At 69.4% G+C, this 17368-nt stretch carries 15 protein-coding genes; 4 read left to right on the top strand and 11 right to left on the bottom strand.

What is annotated here, in order from left to right; genetic code table 11:
* Positions 1–67: 67 nt before the first annotated feature.
* Both OG555_RS26150 and OG555_RS26145 read left to right on the top strand, forming a co-directional pair.
* Positions 68–640, top strand: coding sequence for a PadR family transcriptional regulator (locus tag OG555_RS26150; RefSeq protein ID WP_329475188.1), 573 nt, complete (start codon positions 68–70; stop codon positions 638–640).
* The gene (locus OG555_RS26145) at positions 637–1311 is read left to right on the top strand and encodes a 4'-phosphopantetheinyl transferase family protein (protein WP_329475187.1); all 675 of its coding nucleotides are present in this window, start codon (positions 637–639) and stop codon (positions 1309–1311) included. Before OG555_RS26150 ends, OG555_RS26145 begins: the two co-directional genes overlap by 4 nt.
* Here OG555_RS26145 and OG555_RS26140 read toward each other — a convergent pair.
* From OG555_RS26140 to OG555_RS26090, 11 genes are all read right to left on the bottom strand, one after another.
* A complete protein-coding gene (locus tag OG555_RS26140; RefSeq protein WP_329475186.1) occupies positions 1296–2540 on the bottom strand; it encodes a glutamate-5-semialdehyde dehydrogenase in 1245 nt (414 codons plus the stop codon). The two genes, OG555_RS26145 and OG555_RS26140, sit on opposite strands and share 16 nt — an antisense overlap.
* Before the next feature lie 64 nt (positions 2541–2604).
* The gene (locus tag OG555_RS26135; RefSeq protein WP_329475185.1) at positions 2605–3012 is read right to left on the bottom strand and encodes a spore germination protein GerW family protein; all 408 of its coding nucleotides are present in this window, start codon (positions 3010–3012) and stop codon (positions 2605–2607) included.
* A gap of 29 nt (positions 3013–3041) precedes the next feature.
* The gene (locus tag OG555_RS26130) at positions 3042–3227 is read right to left on the bottom strand and encodes a hypothetical protein (RefSeq protein ID WP_329475184.1); all 186 of its coding nucleotides are present in this window, start codon (positions 3225–3227) and stop codon (positions 3042–3044) included.
* 70 nt (positions 3228–3297) lie between these two features.
* Positions 3298–4410, bottom strand: a complete 1113-nt coding sequence (proB, locus tag OG555_RS26125; protein ID WP_329475183.1) for a glutamate 5-kinase — start codon at positions 4408–4410, stop codon at positions 3298–3300.
* Positions 4410–5981 (bottom strand): GTPase ObgE, encoded by a 1572-nt coding sequence (gene obgE / locus OG555_RS26120; RefSeq protein ID WP_329475182.1) that lies wholly within the window; start codon positions 5979–5981, stop codon positions 4410–4412. The genes proB and obgE overlap by 1 nt, the downstream gene beginning before the upstream one ends.
* A gap of 199 nt (positions 5982–6180) precedes the next feature.
* Positions 6181–6441: a 50S ribosomal protein L27 gene (rpmA, locus tag OG555_RS26115; protein WP_328522445.1), complete on the bottom strand. Its 261-nt coding sequence runs from the start codon at positions 6439–6441 to the stop codon at positions 6181–6183.
* 11 nt (positions 6442–6452) lie between these two features.
* Positions 6453–6770 carry a 50S ribosomal protein L21 gene (rplU, locus tag OG555_RS26110; protein ID WP_329484872.1) on the bottom strand — a complete coding sequence of 106 codons (318 nt, stop codon included), beginning with the start codon at positions 6768–6770 and terminating at the stop codon, positions 6453–6455.
* 174 nt (positions 6771–6944) lie between these two features.
* Complete coding sequence (locus OG555_RS26105) at positions 6945–10454, bottom strand: Rne/Rng family ribonuclease (RefSeq protein ID WP_329475181.1); 3510 nt, start codon at positions 10452–10454, stop codon at positions 6945–6947.
* A 148-nt stretch (positions 10455–10602) separates the two neighbouring features.
* A complete protein-coding gene (locus tag OG555_RS26100; protein WP_329475180.1) occupies positions 10603–11430 on the bottom strand; it encodes a TIGR03936 family radical SAM-associated protein in 828 nt (275 codons plus the stop codon).
* A gap of 12 nt (positions 11431–11442) precedes the next feature.
* Positions 11443–11937 carry an anthrone oxygenase family protein gene (locus OG555_RS26095; RefSeq protein ID WP_329475179.1) on the bottom strand — a complete coding sequence of 165 codons (495 nt, stop codon included), beginning with the start codon at positions 11935–11937 and terminating at the stop codon, positions 11443–11445.
* 101 nt (positions 11938–12038) lie between these two features.
* Positions 12039–14309 (bottom strand): M64 family metallopeptidase, encoded by a 2271-nt coding sequence (locus OG555_RS26090; protein ID WP_329475178.1) that lies wholly within the window; start codon positions 14307–14309, stop codon positions 12039–12041.
* Positions 14310–14457: 148 nt separating this feature from the next.
* On the opposite strand from OG555_RS26090, the gene OG555_RS26085 reads away from it, so the two are divergent.
* On the top strand, positions 14458–15261 hold the full coding sequence (locus tag OG555_RS26085) for a lysophospholipid acyltransferase family protein (RefSeq protein WP_329475177.1): 804 nt from the start codon (positions 14458–14460) through the stop codon (positions 15259–15261).
* Between the two features lie 39 nt (positions 15262–15300).
* The gene (locus OG555_RS26080; RefSeq protein ID WP_329475176.1) at positions 15301–16179 is read left to right on the top strand and encodes a prephenate dehydratase; all 879 of its coding nucleotides are present in this window, start codon (positions 15301–15303) and stop codon (positions 16177–16179) included.
* Positions 16180–17368: the final 1189 nt, after the last annotated feature.

Genomic DNA, 17368 nt, shown 5'->3' with positions numbered 1-17368 from the left:
GAGATCGATAGTCACACATCATCTAGTTTCATTGCAACTAGTATCTCTGAACCCGTATGCTGACACCATGACCATCCGACGCTCACCACTCGCCCTCGCGATCCTCGGACTGCTCGAGAACGGGCCGATGCATCCCTACGGGATCCAGCGGCTGATCAAGCAGTGGGGCAAGGACCAGGTGGTCAACGTGGGCCAGCGGACCAGCCTGTACCGGATGATCGTGCGCCTCGAGGAGGAGGGCATGATCACCGCCGGCGCGACCGAGCGGGACGAACGCTACCCGGAGCGCACCGTCTACCACCTGACCGAGGACGGGCGGACGATCTGCCGGGAGTGGCTGGCGGAGATCCTCACCACGCCGCGCAACGAGTTCCCCGAGTTCCCGGCGGCGCTGTCGTTCGTGATGCTGGTGACGCCGGAGACGGCCGGTGAACTGCTCGGCGAGCGCCGCGATCACCTGTCCGAGCGGATCGCCGTGCTCGACGCCGAGCTGGTCCTGGAGGGCGAGCCCATCCCCCGGTTCGCCCTGCTCGAGACCGAGTACCAACGGGCGATCGCCATGGCCGAAGCGGAGTGGATCGATCGGATTGTCGACGATCTGACCACTGGAACGTTGACCTGGAAGCCCGGACCGGTGTGACCGTCGAGGTGTGGTGGGCTGGGATCGATCAGGCCCGCGACGAGTTCGCCGTTGATCTCGACGAGGACGAGCAGCGGCGGCTGGCGGCGTACCGGCGGGACGAGGACAAGGCGCGGTTCCTGCTCGGCTGCACGATGGTGCGGCGGTTGCTGGCGGCACGGTTTTCGTTGCCTGCGGCAAAGGTACGGCTGGATCGGAGCTGCCCGGACTGCGGGAAGCCGCACGGGAAGATCCGCGCGGACGGCGTCGAGCTGTCGGTGACGCATTCCGGCGAGCTGGTCGGCGTCGCGATCGGCGATCACCCCGTCGGACTCGATGTGGAGAAGGTCGACCCGGACCTCGACATCGACGCGGTCGGTCGCCTATGCCTGGCTCCTGAGGAAATGCGGGGGCTGGCCCGGTACGACGGGATCGCACGAGCGAAGGCGTTCACGCGGGTGTGGACGCGGAAAGAAGCAGTGGTCAAGGCGACCGGAGTCGGGGTCCGGGCGGACCTACAGACAGTTGTCGTCGGTCCGCTGGACCAGCCGGCGGAGGTGTGGGAGTGGGCCCAGCACACTGGGCAGCTGACCGACCTCGAGGTCGGCGCCGACTACGCTGCGGCGCTGGCAGTACTTCGCGCCGAGCCGCTCGTTGTCCGGGTGAACGACGCGACTCAGGTCCTGATCTGACCTTCGCCGGTGACGACGTACTTGGTCGACGTCATCTCCGGGAGGCCCATCGGACCGCGGGCGTGAAGCTTCTGGGTCGAGATGCCGATCTCGGCGCCGAAGCCGAACTCACCGCCGTCGGTGAAGCGCGTGCTGGCGTTGACCACGACCGCGGCCGAGTCCACCGCCTGCACGAACCGGCGGGCGGCAGCCTGCGAGCGGGTGATGATCGCGTCGGTGTGACCCGAGCTGTAGCGGCGGATGTGCTGCACCGCGGCTTCCAGCGAGTCGACCACTGCCGCGGACAGGTCCAGCGAGTTGTACTCCAGGCCGAAGTCGTCCTCCGTCGCGGCGACCACATCCTTGCCAGCGGCAACTACCGCCGGGTCACCGTGCACGGTCACGCCGGCCGCGGTCAGCGCCGGCAACGCGGTGGCCAGGAACTCGTCGGCCACGGACGCATGCACCAGAAGGGATTCGGCCGCGTTGCAGACACTCGGCCGCTGGGTCTTGGAGTTCAGCAAGATCTCCAGCGCGAGCCCCAGATCCGCGTCGGCGTCCACATAGACATGGCAGTTGCCGACGCCGGTCTCGATCACCGGCACGGTCGACTCGGTGACCACGGTCTGGATCAGCCCGGCACCACCGCGCGGAATCAGTACGTCGACCAGCCCGCGCGCCTGCATGAGCTCCTTCACCGCGGCCCGATCCGTCGGCACGCCCTGAATCACATCGGCCGGCAGACCAGCTTCGGTCGCAGCGTCCCGCAGTACGGCGACGATCGCCTCGTTGGACGCGGCGGCGGAGGATGAACCGCGGAGCAGGACCGCGTTGCCGGACTTCAGGCAGATGCCGGCTGCGTCGGCGGTCACGTTCGGGCGGGCCTCGTAGATGATGCCGATCACGCCGAACGGGACGCGGACCTGGCGGAGCTCCAGACCGTTCGGCAGGGTGTAGCCGCGGACGACCTCACCGACCGGGTCGGTCAGCCCGGCCAGCTGCTCGAGTCCGGCAGCCATTCCGTCAACCCTGGCAGGGTTCAGCGCCAGGCGGTCCACCGTGGACTCCGGCGTACCGGCTTCCCGGGCCGCTGCGACGTCCTTCGCGTTTGCCGCCACGATCGTGTCGGTGTTCGCTCGCAGGGCTGCCGCCATCGCGTGCAGCGCCGCGTCCTTGGTCGCCCGCGAAGCGTCCGCCAACGCGTACGACGCCTCCCGCGCCCGCCGGGCCAGCTCGATGATCTCACTCACACCCTCATCGTATGGCCCCGGCCGTCGTCGCTGCCCCGACCTCGCCAGATAGCGGACTCCCGCGTCAGGGCTGTTTCGGGACCGTCGGGCCGGCCTCGCGGCGGGCCATCCGGCGGCCGATGATCTTGAACAGGGCACGGAGGGTCAGGAGCGCGACCACGCCGACCAGTTGTCCGCCCAGGATGACTCTGGTGACGTCGACGGCCGGGGACCAGGAGACTTTGCCATCACGGATGACGTACACCCCGACCGGCCGGGCCGACAGACCGAGGCCGCCACCGGCGCCTTCGGCTTCACGCCCGCCGGCGTCCTGGCCCTTGCCACCGCCTCCGCCGCCGCTGATGCGCGCTACCGGCAGCACCGTCACGCCATCCTTCTCGATCGGCTGGCCGAAGACCGTTCCGGCTTTGACTCCGTCGATCACTCCTTGCAGGATTTCGAGGACACCGGTGTTCTCGGCCGATTTGGCCATGTCGTCCACCTCCAAGCGGGACAGCTGCTTCAGCGGTGCAAGAACTTGAGTAGGTCGTAGAAGACGAAGGCCGGCCAGACCAGGGCCTGGAGGATGCCGACGATGACTCCCCAGAAGCTGTCGGCTTGTTGGATGTAGTACACGAGGGCGCCGATCAGACCGAGTCCGTACACCGCGTCTCCGCCACCGGCGCCCCGATTGCCTTTTCCGCTCATACGATCGAGCTTTGTGAACATCTGCCCGCCGGGCCAGGGTCGACCGTCACAAATGGGCAGGACCTTTGGGCTACAGCAGGACCAGGTCGTCTCGGTGGACGACCTCGCGTTCGTAGGCGGCGCCCAGTTCGCGGGCCAGGTCTCGGGTGGAGCGGCCGAGGAGGTCGGGGAGTTCGGCCGCGTCGTAGTTGACCAGGCCGCGAGCGATGACGGCGCCGGACGGGGAGACCAGGTCGACCGGGTCACCGGCGGAGAAGGTGCCTTCGACGGCGGAGATTCCGGCCGGGAGGAGCGACGTACGGCGTTCTGTCACGGCTCGGACCGCTCCTTCGTCCAGGCGCAGTACGCCCTGGCCGGAAGTGGCGTGGGCCAGCCAGAGCAGGCGGGTCTTGCGGCGGCGGCCGGTCGGGTGGAACAAGGTGCCGACGGGCTCGCCACGCAAGGCCTCGCCGACGCGAGCGGCCGACGTCAGGACAACCGGAATGCCTGCCTCGGTGGCGATCGCGGCCGCCTCGACCTTCGTCTGCATGCCGCCGGTGCCCACTCCGGACGACCCGTTCCGGCCGATCCGCAGCGGCGCAAGGTCCGCGGGACCACGGACCTCGGCGACCATCGACGTACCGGGCTTGCGCGGATCCCCGTCGTACAGTCCGTCGACATCCGACAGCAGCAACAACAGATCGGCGTGGACGAGGTGACTCGTGAGCGCCGCCAACCGGTCGTTGTCGCCGAAGCGGATCTCCGTGGTGGCGACCGTGTCGTTCTCGTTGACGATCGGTACGACGCCCAGCTCGAGCAACCGCGCGAAGGTCCGATAGGCGTTGCGGTAATGGCTCCGCCGCGTCACATCGTCGACCGTGAGCAGCACCTGACCGACACGCAGACCATGCTCCGCGAAGGCATCGCTGTACCGCGCCATCAGCAGGCCCTGGCCGACGGATGCCGCCGCCTGTTGCGTCGCCAGGTCGCGCGGCCGCGACCGAAGACCCATCGGAGCCATGCCGGCGGCGATCGCGCCGGATGAGACGAGGACGACCTCGGTGCCCTCCACCCGCCGCGCCGCGACGGCGTCGACGAGCAACTGGAGCCGCACAAGGTCGATCCTGCCGCGCTGGGTCAGCGACGACGAGCCGACCTTCACGACGATCCGCGTGGCCTTCACGGCCTCCGCGCGAGGTTTCATCAGGCGTCCTGATCTATGTCCCTGGCTTCGAGCTCGCGTGCTTCCTTGCGCGCCAGCTTCGCCGCCTTCTCCGCTGCTCGTTTCGCCTCGGCCGGGGACAGGTCGACCTCGTCCTCGACCCAGCCCTGCCCGTACTCGGACCGATCCCCCGACGCCCGGTGGGCATGGTATTCGGTGTCCTTCGCCCGCCGCCGCTGCACCGCGGGACGGGGCTCCTCCAGCCGGTGGTCCTCACCGCGCCGGGCCAGGATCTCCGCCCCGGCCTGGACCTCGGGCGCGAAGTCGAACACGATCGCGTTCGGTCCGTCACCGATGACGACCGCGTCACCCTCCATCGCGCCGAGCTCGAGCAACTCCTTCTCCACGCCGAGCCGGTTCAGCCGGTCGGCCAGGTAGCCGGTCGCCTCCGCGTTCGCGAAGTCGGTCTGCCGGACCCAGCGGTCGGGCTTCTCGCCCTGCACCAGCCAGCCGCCGTCCTCCGGCAGCTTCTTCACCTTGAACTCGGGTCCGCCCTGCACCTGCGGCCGGATCACGATCCGCGTGGTGTCGGGCTTCTCCTCCTCCGCACGCCGCCGTACGACGATCTCCGCCATCGCGAACTTCAAGGCCTCCAGGCCTTCGTGCGAAGCGGTCGAGATCGGGAACACCCGCAGCCCGCGCTGCTCCAGCTCGGCCTGCACCATCTCGGCGATGTCCCGTGCGTCGGGTACGTCGATCTTGTTCAGGGCAACGAGTCGCGGCCGGTCCTCGAGCCCACCGTGCGCCTGCAACTCGGCCTCGATCGTGTCCAGGTCGCTGAGCGGGTCGCGGCCCGGCTCGTACGTCGCGCAGTCGATGACATGTACGAGCGCCGCACACCGCTCCACGTGCCGCAGGAAGTCGTACCCGAGCCCGCGTCCCTCGCTCGCCCCTTCGATCAGGCCGGGTACGTCGGCCACCGTGAAGGTGACGTCACCCGCGACCACGACGCCGAGGTTCGGGATCAGGGTGGTGAACGGGTAGTCGGCGATCTTCGGCCGGGCCCGGCTGATCGACGCGACCAGCGACGACTTGCCGGCACTCGGAAACCCGACCAGGCCGATGTCGGCGACCACCTTGAGCTCCAGGACGAGCGTGCGCTCCTCGCCGTCCTCACCGAGCAGGGCGAAACCGGGGGCCTTCCGGGCGCTGCTGGCCAGGGCCGCATTACCGAGGCCGCCCTTGCCGCCCTGCGCCGCGACGAACTCCGCGCCGGGTCCGACGAGGTCCGCGAGTACGACGCCGTCCGCCGTACCGATGACCGTGCCGTCGGGGACGCCGAGTACGACGTCGCCGCCGTTGCTGCCGGCCTGGTGATCACCCTTGCCCTGGGCACCGTTCGTGGCGGTGCGGTGGCTGGAGCGGTGGTAGTCGACGAGTGTTGTGACGTCGGGGTCGACGCGCAGGATCACGCTGCCGCCGTCACCGCCGTTCCCGCCGTCCGGACCGCCGAGAGGCTTGAACTTCTCCCGGTGCACCGAGGCGCAGCCGTTTCCGCCGCGGCCCGCGGTGACGTGCACCGTGACCCGGTCGACAAAGCTGGGAATCGCCATCGGTGTTCTCTACTTCCTGTAGGGGCCGGACCGCCAGGCCATCACAATCGCCGCCATTCGCGGCGACTCACGCTCACGCATCGGCCGAGGGGCCGGTTGTGATGCTGTGGGGGTCCGTAGTGACAGCAACGCAAAGGGCGGGCCGCGTCATTCCGCGACCCGCCCTGTGCAGAGCTTTTGTTCCGTCCGGGTGGCGGTGTTACTCCGCCGGGGCCGGGACGATGTTGACGACGCGACGACCGCGCCGGGTGCCGAACTCCACCCGGCCCTCGGCGAGCGCGAACAGCGTGTCGTCGCCGCCACGGCCGACCAGGTCGCCCGGGTGGAAGTGCGTGCCGCGCTGACGGACGATGATCTCGCCGGCGTTCACCAGCTGGCCGCCGTACCGCTTGACGCCGAGCCGCTGCGCGTTGGAGTCGCGCCCGTTACGGGTGGACGCGGCGCCCTTCTTGTGTGCCATTTCTGATCAGCTCACTTCTTCTTCGCGTCGATCGCGGTGACCTTGACCTGGGTGTAGTGCTGACGGTGACCCTGGCGCTTGCGGTAACCGGTCTTGTTCTTGTACTTGAGGATGTGGATCTTGGGACCCTTGGTACGGCCCAGGACCTCGGCCGACACGGCCACCTTGGACAGCGCCGCGGCGTCGGTCGTCACGGTGTCGCCATCGACGACCAGGACCGCCGGCAGGGACACGGTGTCGCCCACCGCGTCCGTCAGGCTGTCGATCTCGATGACATCGCCGACGGCGACCTTCTGCTGGGTGCCGCCACTGCGCACGATCGCGTACACCGTGGATCTCACTCTCTGCTGGTTCGGAAGTTCTTACGGGGGCCTGCACAGACCTGCTCGCGGCCCACACAAACATGGCACGCGGAACGCGCGCCGAAGCTCAAGTTTACGGGTCCCCTCACAGGCGGGTCAAACCGGGTCATCCGCCTGCGTGGGGACTCGTGTCACATCTGGTCAGCTACTGGTCGAGACGAGTTCCGGAGCGTCGGCTCCGGGGCTGCCGGCGTCACCCTCGCCGGCGGACTCGCCGCCGGCCGCCTGGGCGCCCTTGCCCCGGCCGCGGCTGCTGCGGCGCCGCCGCGTGCTGCCGGACTTGGCGGACCCGTTCGGGGCCGCCTCGGCGGGCTCTGCCGCGTCGGTGGAGACAGTCGTGGCCGTGTCGGCGGCCGCCGGGAAGCCGGTTGCCTCCGGGCTGACCTGCTCATCGGCCCTGGCGGACACCGGGTAACCGGTCGGCTCCGGCGTACCTGCTCCGGCTTCGGCCACCGCGCCCTCGTCGGTCCCGGTCGCGTCTTCGTCCTTCTTGGCGGAGGCGGCAGCGATCTGGGCGAGGCGGTGGGCGGCGTCGCCGTTGTGCTGCGACGCCTCCTCGGTGTGCTCGTCCTCGGCGCGGCCCTTGCCACGGCCGCGGCGGCGGGACGACTTGCGGGGCTCCTCGGCCTGCGCGGCGGGCTTGTTGTTGTCCTGGCCGTTGCGGCTGTCGCGGCGGCGGGACTCCTTCGGCTCGTCGTGCAGGATCAGGCCGCGGCCACCACAGTGGTCGCAGTTCTCGCTGAACGCCTCGAGCAGACCGGTGCCGATCCGCTTCCGGGTCATCTGGACCAGGCCGAGCGAGGTGACCTCGGCCACCTGGTGCTTGGTCCGGTCGCGGCCCAGGCACTCGACCAGCCGGCGCAGCACCAGGTCGCGGTTCGACTCCAGCACCATGTCGATGAAGTCGATCACGATGATGCCGCCGATGTCGCGGAGCCGGAGCTGCCGGACGATCTCCTCGGCCGCTTCCAGGTTGTTCTTGGTGACGGTCTCCTCGAGGTTGCCGCCGGAGCCGGTGAACTTGCCGGTGTTCACGTCGACGACCGTCATTGCCTCGGTCCGGTCGATGATCAGCGAACCACCCGACGGCAGCCAGACCTTGCGGTCCAGCGCCTTCTTGATCTGCTCGTCGATGCGGAAGTTCGAGAAGACGTCCCCGTCGCCCGACCACTTCTCGACCCGGTCGGCCAGGTGCGGCGCGACGTCCGAGACGTACTCGCGCACCTGGTCGTACGCGTCGTCACCGGAGATCACCAGCTTGGTGAAGTCCTCGGTGAACAGGTCGCGGACCACCCGGATCAGCAGGTCCGGCTCACCGTGCAGCAGCTGCGGGGCCTGGCCGCTCTTCGACTTCTTGTCGATGTCGGTCCAGTACTTCTGCAGCCGGCTGACGTCGGCGGTCAGCTCTTCCTCCGACGCGCCCTCGGCCGCGGTCCGGACGATCACGCCCGCCTCGTCGGGGACGATGTCCTTGAGGATGCCCTTCAGGCGGCTCCGCTCGGTGTCGGGCAGCTTGCGGCTGATGCCGCCGTTGCCGCCGCGCGGCACGTAGACGACGTACCGGCCGGGCAGGCTGATCTGGTTGGTCAGCCGGGCGCCCTTGTGGCCGATCGGGTCCTTGGTCACCTGGACCAGCACGGCCTGGCCGGACTTCAGCACCTGCTCGATCTTGCGCGGCCCGTTGGCCCCGCCGAGCGTGGCCCAGTCGACCTCACCGGCGTACAGGACCGCGTTGCGGCCCTTGCCGATATCGATGAACGCGGCCTCCATGCTGGGGAGCACGTTCTGCACCCGGCCGAGGTACACGTTGCCGATCAGCGAGACCTGCTCCTCCTGGGCGACGTAGTGCTCGACCAGGACGTTGTCCTCGGAGACGGCAATCTGGGTCAGGTCGCCACGCGCGCGGATCACCATGGTCCGCTCGACCGACTCGCGCCGGGCCAGGAACTCGGCCTCGGTGACGATCGGCGCCCGGCGGCGTCCGGCGGCGCGACCCTCGCGGCGGCGCTGCTTCTTCGCCTCCAGGCGGGTCGAGCCCTCGACCGCGGTGATCTCGTTGACGGTGTTCTTGCTGCGCGGCTCGCGGACCCGTACGACGGTCTCGTCGGGGTCGTCCGCGGCTCCGGCGCCCTCCTCGCCCTTGCGGCGGCGACGACGCCGACGGCGCCGGGACGAGCTGCCGCTGGCGTCGCCGTCCTCGTCGGAGTCGGCGGAGCCGTCGTGCTCGTCATCCGAGCCGGCCTCGGCCTCGGGCTCGTCCTGGTCGTCCTCGTCGGACTGCTCGTCGGCGGTGTCCTCGGCGTCGGTGTCACCGGACTTGCGACGGCGACGACCACCACGGCGCCGGCGGCGACGACGTGTGCCCTCGCCACCGTCCTCGCCGTCCTCGGACTGCGCGTCGGCGTGCTCGTCGGTCTGTCCGGCCTCGGCGGTCTCGTCCTCGTCGGCGACCTCGACCGGCCGCTGACCCGAACCGGTTGCCGCGCTGCCCGCGCGGGAACGCCGGCTCGGCTCGGCGGGAGCCTGGTCGCCCTCGCGGGGCTCGTCACCCTGCGCTTCGGCGTCGCGGGCCTCGGTGTCGCGGGCCTCGGTGTCGCGGCCACGCCGGCTGCGGCGACGGCGAGTCGTCGTCGGCTGCTCGTCGGCGCTCGGCTCGGCACCGGTGGTCTCCACAACCTCCGGCGTTGCCTCGACCGGGCTGGTCGCGGCGGCCTGCGCGGGGGCCTGAGCCGGCACGTCGACCGGCGCCTGGAACAGCACCGGAGCAGCGGCCGGCGCGCGGCGGCGCGTACGGCGGGTGGTCGGCTCGTCGGCCTGGTTGGTGTCCTGGCCGGCGGTGTTGTCGGTGGACGGGGTGCTCGGGGCCTCGTCGGTGGAGGCGGACGGGGCGTTCGAGCCGCGACGCCTGGAGCCCGACCGCGTCGCGCCGGACTCAGCATTGATGTCAGCGTGCGCAGTGTCCGTGCCAGCGGTCGCGTTGGTCTCACCGGCGGCAGAGCCGGCGCCCGTGTCGGCCTGGCCGTCGGCCGTGCCGGTCTGGCCGGAGGCTGTCGTGGTCTGGCCGGAGGCTGTGGTGTCGGTGGAACGTCCGCGGGAGCGCGTGCGCCGGGAGGAGCGGGACTCGGTCGGCGCGGAGGCTGCGGCCGGGGTTTCCGCGTCGACGACCGGGCCGTCGGTGACAGGGCTGTTCTCAGTCCGGAGATCGGCCTGCGCGGCCTTCTTCGCGGTGCGCTTGCGGGTGGTCCTCTGCGCGGTCGCCGGGGCGTTCTCGACGATCGGGCCGCCGTCGGCCAGGATGGTCTCCGGCGCGTCGGTCTCGATCAGCTCCGGGAACGCGTCCTGCGCGGTCGCCTTCTTGGCCGGACGCTTGGTGGCGGTCTTCTTGGCAGCGGTCTTCGCCGCGGCCTTCTTGACCGTGGTCTTCTTCGCGACAGCCTTCTTGGCAGCCGTCTTCCTGGCCGTGGCGGGCGCCGGATCGGCGACCTCGCCGTCGGACTGGGTGGGGACCTCCGCGGCGGCGGTCTTCTTGACGGTGCGCTTCGCGGTGGTCTTCTTCGCAGTGACCTTCTTCGCGGTCTTGCGCGCTCCTGGCTGCTGCTGGGCGGTGGCAGCCGTACCGGCTGCTTCGGTAGTCGGCTCGTTGTCGAGCATGTAGTGCGGGTCTCCTCAAGCCCTCCGGCGCATCCTGCGACCCCTGTCACGGGTCCGGCGCGGCCACAGAGCGGTCACGGTTCGCCGTCCGGCACAGTTTTCTCGGTGCCGGCGCGGCGGAAGCCTGCTGGATCCGCTCCGCCCGTGCTCAGGGCTCGGAGGGAGCGGCGGCGTCGCCCTCCGCTGTGTGCGTCTGGTGGTCTTCCGCCTGGCCGGTCGCGGTCGCCTGGGTGGCGTCGCGGTCACGAGCGAGCGGGTCGTCCACCGTGCCGGAGGCCGCGATGAGCGGGCCCTGGGCGAGCCTGGTCAAAAGAGCCGGGCCCGTCACCGGGAGCGTCGCTACGTCGAGCACGCCGGCGAGAACGTCGTCGGGTCTCACGGCCGGGGTTCCGTGCCGTAACACCACTTGCAGTATCGCACACGTCGCAACCGACCCCGGTTCGTGCGCGACGGTGAGTCGCAGAACGGCGTCCCGACAGTCGAACGAGCGAAGCCCGCGTTTGGTCATGCGCTCGACCAGAATTTCCTCCCGGGCCAGGAACGCCGCCACCGCCTCGGCAGCCGCCTCCGGATCCACACCGGGCAACGCGATCAGCCACTCGCTCGCCTCCAGCCGGTCGGCCAGCGACCCGGGGCCGGCGACAACCACCTCGAGGACGTCGAGACCGGGTGGCAGCGCCTCGTCCAGGGCGGCCCGGACCTGCTCGGCGTCCCGCTCCTGTGTGAGCGAGATCTCCAGATACTCTGCCTCGGACGCGGCTCCGGTCGGCGCGGCACCGGCGTACGAGATCTTCGGGTGCGGGCTGAAGCCGTGCGAGAACGCCACCGGCAGCTCCGCCCGGCGGACGGCGCGCTCGAACGCCCGCTGGAAATCGCGGTGTGAGGTGAATCGCAGCCGTCCGCGCTTGGCGAACCGGACCCGCAGTTTCTGGACCGCGGGGAGCTGGTGCGACGGCGGAGCTTGAACAGGTGGCACCCGGGCATTGTCTCAGGCGGCGGATGTGCCGGTGAGGTAGAGGGCCCAGCCGAGGAGGCCGAAGGAGAAGGTGGCGAGGATGGCGCGGATCAGGTTGAACATGCGCCACTTGGACTCGTCGAAGGCCGCCCGAGCGGCGGCCACATCGATGGTGTTCGGGTCACCGGCCGCCCTGAGCGCGTCATTGAGCGGGACGTTGACCGCGATCGTCAGGATCATCGTGATCAGGTAGAGGACGAAGGCGACCGCGATCCACGGCAGCGCCTTCTCCTTCAGGCTGAGCAGACCGGCCAGCAGCGTGAACAGCAACGCGCCGACGAACCCGAGCCCGAGGAACAGCGGATTGACGATGGCCCGGTCGACCGCCTGGAACGCGCCGACGAAGGTCTTGTCGTCGGTCTTCGCCAGCCCGGGCATGAAGGCGTTCGCGTAGATCGCGTACACCCCGGCCACCAGCCCGGTCGTCATCGTGGCCAGCAGCAGGGACGCCACCCGCAGTCCGTTCATCTCGCTCCTTCCAGTACGGCGGGACCTCCCCGCACCGGAAACCTAAGGGACCGAAACGTGCACGGACATGTCAGCGAAACTCACGCCCATGTCCGCGCAACTCACAACCCCACACACTGACCGGACCGCGGTCCGGATACCTGGTTTTGCGCCTGCAAATCAACCGGCGCAGGCGTGTTGCCAGAGCAACTCAGCGGTCCCGTCACCGCGTTCCCGGCCAGTACGGCGGCCTCCGTCGTACTGGACCTGGTCACGGACACCAGGCCCTGGACCGTGGTCCCGACGACCACGACGCTCCGGGTCACGCCGTCGATGCTGACCGGTCCACCGATCGTGCTCCGCAACAACTGGAGGTCGGCTGCTTGATCCGCCCGGACCTGGCCGACGACACGAGAGTCGGTGGCTATCACCGACGCGCCGGCACCGACTAGGACCGGGCCGCTGATCGTGGCACCGGCCAGGCAGGTGACCCCGGATCGCACGTACAGCGGCTCGTTCCGGACACCCGTCACGGTCGTCGTGCATTTAGGGGCCGGGCGCAACAACGTGACCGCGAACCGGCGCGGTGTCCCGATGTTGCCGGAGGCATCGATCGCCCGGTACTCGACCTGGTGCCGGCCATATCCGGGCGGTACGTCGTCCCACGGCACCACCCGCGGTACGCCGAGCTTGCCGTAGACGAGCTGGTCGATCTCGGTCCCCTCGGCGGTGAACCGGAACAGCGCGGACGCATCGGTCGGCCAGCCGTAGTAGTTGTACCAACCGTCCCCGTCCACCCGGAACTCGGGAACGACGTACCCCGGGCTGTCGTCTGTCGCGGCCAGGCCCATGGTGAACGCGTCGTTGTAGATGTACTCCGGGCCGGTCGCCTTCTGCACAGTCAGGAGCGGTTTGGACATCGTCGACTGCACCACCGGCTCGACCCCGTCAACCTGCCACGTCAGGGTCTCCGCACCCACCTGGGCCGTGAGCGTGTGGCGGCCGGTCAGCTTCAACGACTCCAGATCGAGGTCCCGGTCATTGCCAGCGCCGGCCAACTCAACCCCGTCAAGCAGCCATACGATCCCGGGCTGCGCGGTGTCGGACTGCGTCGTCTCGGCGTACACCACCTCGTCGGCGCTGACCGGGTGATCGGTCGACGTCGACCCGGTGAACCGCACCGGCTCGGTGGACGGCTTGGCGGACAGCGTCGTGTTGACGGTCCACGAGCGAGCGGCCGTCGGGCGTACGGCGGGATCTCGTATGAACGTCGTATTGTCGACAACCGACGCCGTCAGCGTGTGCAGGCCCGGTGCGAGCTCGAGAGTCGAGAGGTCGACCGCACGGCGGTTCGCGGTCGGGAGCGCCGTACCGTCCAAGGTCCAGGTCACGTCGAGCTCGTGGTCCACCGGATGCAGGGTCTGCAGCCAGACGACCTGGTCGGCGGCGACCTGCCCGACCGGCGTACTGCTTTGGAAGAGCGACGCACGGGCCGAGATCCGCTGCGTCATCCGTTCCCGGGAGACCTGGTCGAAGTAGTACCCGAGTGCCTTCATCATCGAGTGCGCGCTGGGTCGCCACACCCTGGAGCCGGCGTACATGCCGCCCTCGTAGCGACCGATTGTGCCGCCGGACTCGGACGGCTCGCCGAGCCACCGGAACCACTTCTGCTGCTGGTCCCGCATCTGCTGCTCGGTCAGCAGAGTGTGATGGATCGAGGCAGGCTCAAGCCCTTCGTACGGCGCTCCGCGCGCACCGCGGGCGTAGTAGTCGTACTCGTCCTGCAGGCCGCCGAGCGAGTGGCCGAGCTCGTGCGGCGTGATCAGAGCGGACAATGCGTTGCCGCCGGACGCCGTGGCATACGTCCCGCCGGCGCCGCCGTACGTGTTGCTGTTGCCGATAGCAAGGATCTGCCGGTTGGCGGACGTGGTGCCGGGGACGAGATCGGCGTACTGCGTCGCCGCGGCCGAGCTGACCGTGAGCAGTCGCTGGACACTGCCCGGGTTGCAACCGCCCCAGAAGCCCATCTGCAACGGGGTGTCGACCTTGGGCGAGGTGAGGCCGGGATCGCAGTCGACGCCGCTCTCCGGGGAGGTGATCTCGACGGCGTACACATTGACGTAGTTGCGGTACGACTTGAACGGCTCGATGCTCCAGAGGATGTTCAGGTGCTTGCCCACCTGCTCGTGGAACTTCGGCAGCTCGGCCGCGGTGTAGCCGTCGCCCATCACGACCAGGTTGAACCTGGCCGCCGGGCCGGTCACCTGGATCGGGACCACGGTCGCCGCCGGGGCGTCCGCCGTACCGGATTCTTGCGCGGCTGCCGTCGTACCGGGGCCGGCGAACACCGCCGCCAGCAGCCCGAGCATCGCTGTCAAAGCCTTGGTCCGCACAAGTCCTCCCCAGCCGGGCGACGCTGCCGTCAGCAGCTTACGAAGGTCGGCCGCCGGGTGTGAGGAGTTCCCGCGTGGCGACCAGCGAGCCAACCGTGCCGTTGTGCGGCATCATGAAGGCTCGGGGAACTGTGAGGAGAGGACATCGATGACGGAACCGGCGCAGTCGCCGCGGCCCGAGCCGGGCCGGGTCCACCCGGTGGACGACTCCGGTGAGGGCGACGGCAAGGGCATCTACTTCCTGCTGAAGAACGTGCTGCTCGGCCCGCCGGTCAGGCGCATCTTCCGGCCGATCGTGGTCGGCGCCGCGAACGTCCCGGAGACCGGCCCGGCGATCATCGCCAGCAACCACCTTTCGTACTCCGACTGGATCTTCATGCCGCTGGTGGTCCGGCGCCGGGTCACCTTCGTGGCGAAGTCCGACTACTTCACCGGCGCCGGGATCAAGGGCCGGTTCCAGCGCGGGTTCTTCAAGGGCACCGGCCAGGTGCCGATCGACCGGTCCGGCGGGTCCGCGTCCGAGGGCGCGATGCGGGCCGGGATGAAGGTGCTGGAGCGCGGCGAGCTGTTCGGCATCTACCCCGAGGGCACCCGGTCGCACGACGGCCGCCTCTACAAGGGACGTACGGGCGTCGCCCGGCTCGCGCTCGAGGCCAAGGTGCCGGTGATCCCGTGCGGCGTGATCGGCACCGACGTGGTCGCCCCACCCGGCAAGGTGGTCGCCTCGTTCGCCTCCCCCACGATCAAATTCGGCGAGCCGCTGGACTTCTCTCGCTATGAGGGGATGGAGAGCGATCGGCTGATTCTGCGGGCCGTCACCGACGAGATCATGTACAAGATCATGGAGCTGTCCGGCCAGGAGTACATCGACATGTATGCCACCAAGGCCAAGTTGCTGGAGGGTCGGGCGGTCACCGGAGCACCGAAGAAGGTCCGCAAGACGGACACCTGATCCGTCTGCTGAGATGTCCGGGGTCTAGGCTGGTAGACCGTGGACGGACCGATCGCATACCAGGGTGAGCCAGGCGCCAACTCGGCGATGGCGTGCACCGAGATGTTCCCCGACCGCGAGCAGCTGCCGTGCACGACGTTCGAGGACGCGCTCGAGGCGGTCAGCAGCGGTCGCGCCGGGCTCGCGATGATCCCGGTGGACAACTCGATCGCCGGCCGGGTGGCGGACATCCACCACCTGCTGCCGGAGTCCGGGCTGCACATCGTCGGCGAGCACTTCCTGCCGATCCACTTCCAGCTCCTGGCCGTCCCGGGTACGTCGCTCGACCAGATCCGGACCGTCCGCAGCCACGTGCACGCGCTCGGCCAGTGCCGCAAGATCATCCGCGAACACGGCTGGTCCACAGTGGTCGCCGACGACACCGCCGGCGCCGCCCGCGAGGTCGCCGAACTGGCCGACCCGACCGTCGCGTCGCTGTCGCCCCGGGCTGCCGCGGAGCTGTACGGCCTCGAGACGCTGGCCTCCGACGTGGAGGACGAACACCACAACACGACGCGATTCCTGGTGTTGTCGCGGGAGCCGGAGATTCCGCCGGTCGGCTCAGGCCCGATCATCACCAGCTTCGTCTACCGCGTCCGCAACGTGTCGGCCGCGCTGTACAAGGCGCTCGGTGGGTTCGCCACCAACGGCGTCAACATGACCAAGCTGGAGTCATATCAGCTCGGCGGCATGTTCTTCGCGACGCAGTTCTACGCCGACATCGAAGGGCACCCGCAAGAGCCGAACGTGGCTCTCGCGCTGGAGGAACTCGCGTTCTTCTCGGTCGAGGTCCGGATCCTCGGCGTCTACCCCTCCCACCCCTTCCGCGCCCAAATCGCCGAACCCGCCGCCAACCGCGCCCTCCGCCCCCACCACTAAGCCTGCTGGTTTCCTTCCCACGCGCGCGGCGGCTGGGAGTGCGGCATAGGGTGCGCGGGTGCAGATCGTCAGCGTGGATGGGCGTAATCCTGAGGTCTTCCGGCGGTTCTTCGAGGTGCGGGACGCCGTACGGCGGGAGGAGCTCGAGTTTCCGGTAGGGCTCGGGCTACAGGAAGCCCGGGGCCTCTTCACCGGTGATCACTCGGCCGCGCGGTCGGACGGGTTGGGGCTGGTCGACGGTCCCAAGGCACCACGCGGGAACGCACGCTCGAGGCGTACCCGGCCAGAGGTTAGTAGCGCCAGCCGGCGGATCAGCCGAGGTCTTGTGCGCCAACTGCCCGAAATCCACCGAAAAGCGAACTGCCCTGGCACAAGGACTGCCGACTCCCGGGGGTTGGGACACCTCCCCGGGGGCGTGAACACGAAATAACCTGTGCCGGCCCACCACGTCTTGTCCGAGGCCCCGGCAGTTGGCTAGCGACTGGCCCAACCCCATCCCAGCGGACACCACCCGCCAGCGGACACCACCGCCCAGCTTGACAGCAGCCCGGCCGCACAGCAGCCCGGCTGCCACACCTCGTCCGGGCCGATCACTTTGTGCACCAGATCCGTACGGCGACCGCCTCGGCGTACGGATCCGGTGCACAAAGACGATCCCGCCGTCGACCACAGCTCCGATCCACCCCGGCCGAGAATCGCGCCGGCGAGGGCAGCGCACGGAACCGACGTCACCACCACGGGGCGGTTCGGATCCGTGGCGCGGATCTGGGCCACTCACCAAGCAGACACCGCCCCGACCGGTCACGCTCAAACCTGCACCCGTGATGACGCGGCAGTGGGGTTGGTGAGTGCCCCAGGTCCGCACCAGCAACGATCCGGGCACACCGGTCTCCAACACCGCCAGGACCAGTCGCCCACGGAAACGACACGAGAGCCGAAATAACCTGTCGCAGCCCACCACCACCTGTCCCAACCCCCGACGACAGCCCCTCGGGGCGGCCACCGCGTAGGTCCTCGGGCTCCCCTTGAGGATTCAAGCAAATCTTCAACGCTCACAGGGGTTTTGACGGATTTCACTGTCCGCAGCGCGAAGGGGTTGTGCGCGGGCGGTGAGGAGAGCAAGGTAAATAGTGAGCAGTGACTTGGGGGCCGACTGCTCGGTGGGGGGAGGCGGGACGTGCCGCCTTCG

This window comes from Kribbella sp. NBC_01484 (assembly GCF_036227145.1).
In the GTDB taxonomy this organism is placed as follows: domain Bacteria; phylum Actinomycetota; class Actinomycetes; order Propionibacteriales; family Kribbellaceae; genus Kribbella.
The sequence above is the reverse complement of the archived record's forward strand: the minus strand, read 5'-3'. Positions and strand labels throughout refer to the sequence as shown.

What these genes read in the sequence shown, in the direction of transcription:
- OG555_RS26150 (WP_329475188.1), top strand. Translation starts at nt 68, where the DNA reads ATGACCATCCGACGCTCACCACTCGCCCTCGCGATCCTCGGACTGCTC.
- OG555_RS26135 (WP_329475185.1), bottom strand. Translation starts at nt 3,012, where the DNA reads ATGGCCAAATCGGCCGAGAACACCGGTGTCCTCGAAATCCTGCAAGGA.
- OG555_RS26130 (WP_329475184.1), bottom strand. Translation starts at nt 3,227, where the DNA reads ATGAGCGGAAAAGGCAATCGGGGCGCCGGTGGCGGAGACGCGGTGTAC.
- proB (WP_329475183.1), bottom strand. Translation starts at nt 4,410, where the DNA reads ATGAAACCTCGCGCGGAGGCCGTGAAGGCCACGCGGATCGTCGTGAAG.
- obgE (WP_329475182.1), bottom strand. Translation starts at nt 5,981, where the DNA reads ATGGCGATTCCCAGCTTTGTCGACCGGGTCACGGTGCACGTCACCGCG.
- rpmA (WP_328522445.1), bottom strand. Translation starts at nt 6,441, where the DNA reads ATGGCACACAAGAAGGGCGCCGCGTCCACCCGTAACGGGCGCGACTCC.
- OG555_RS26105 (WP_329475181.1), bottom strand. Translation starts at nt 10,454, where the DNA reads ATGCTCGACAACGAGCCGACTACCGAAGCAGCCGGTACGGCTGCCACC.
- OG555_RS26095 (WP_329475179.1), bottom strand. Translation starts at nt 11,937, where the DNA reads ATGAACGGACTGCGGGTGGCGTCCCTGCTGCTGGCCACGATGACGACC.
- OG555_RS26085 (WP_329475177.1), top strand. Translation starts at nt 14,458, where the DNA reads ATGACGGAACCGGCGCAGTCGCCGCGGCCCGAGCCGGGCCGGGTCCAC.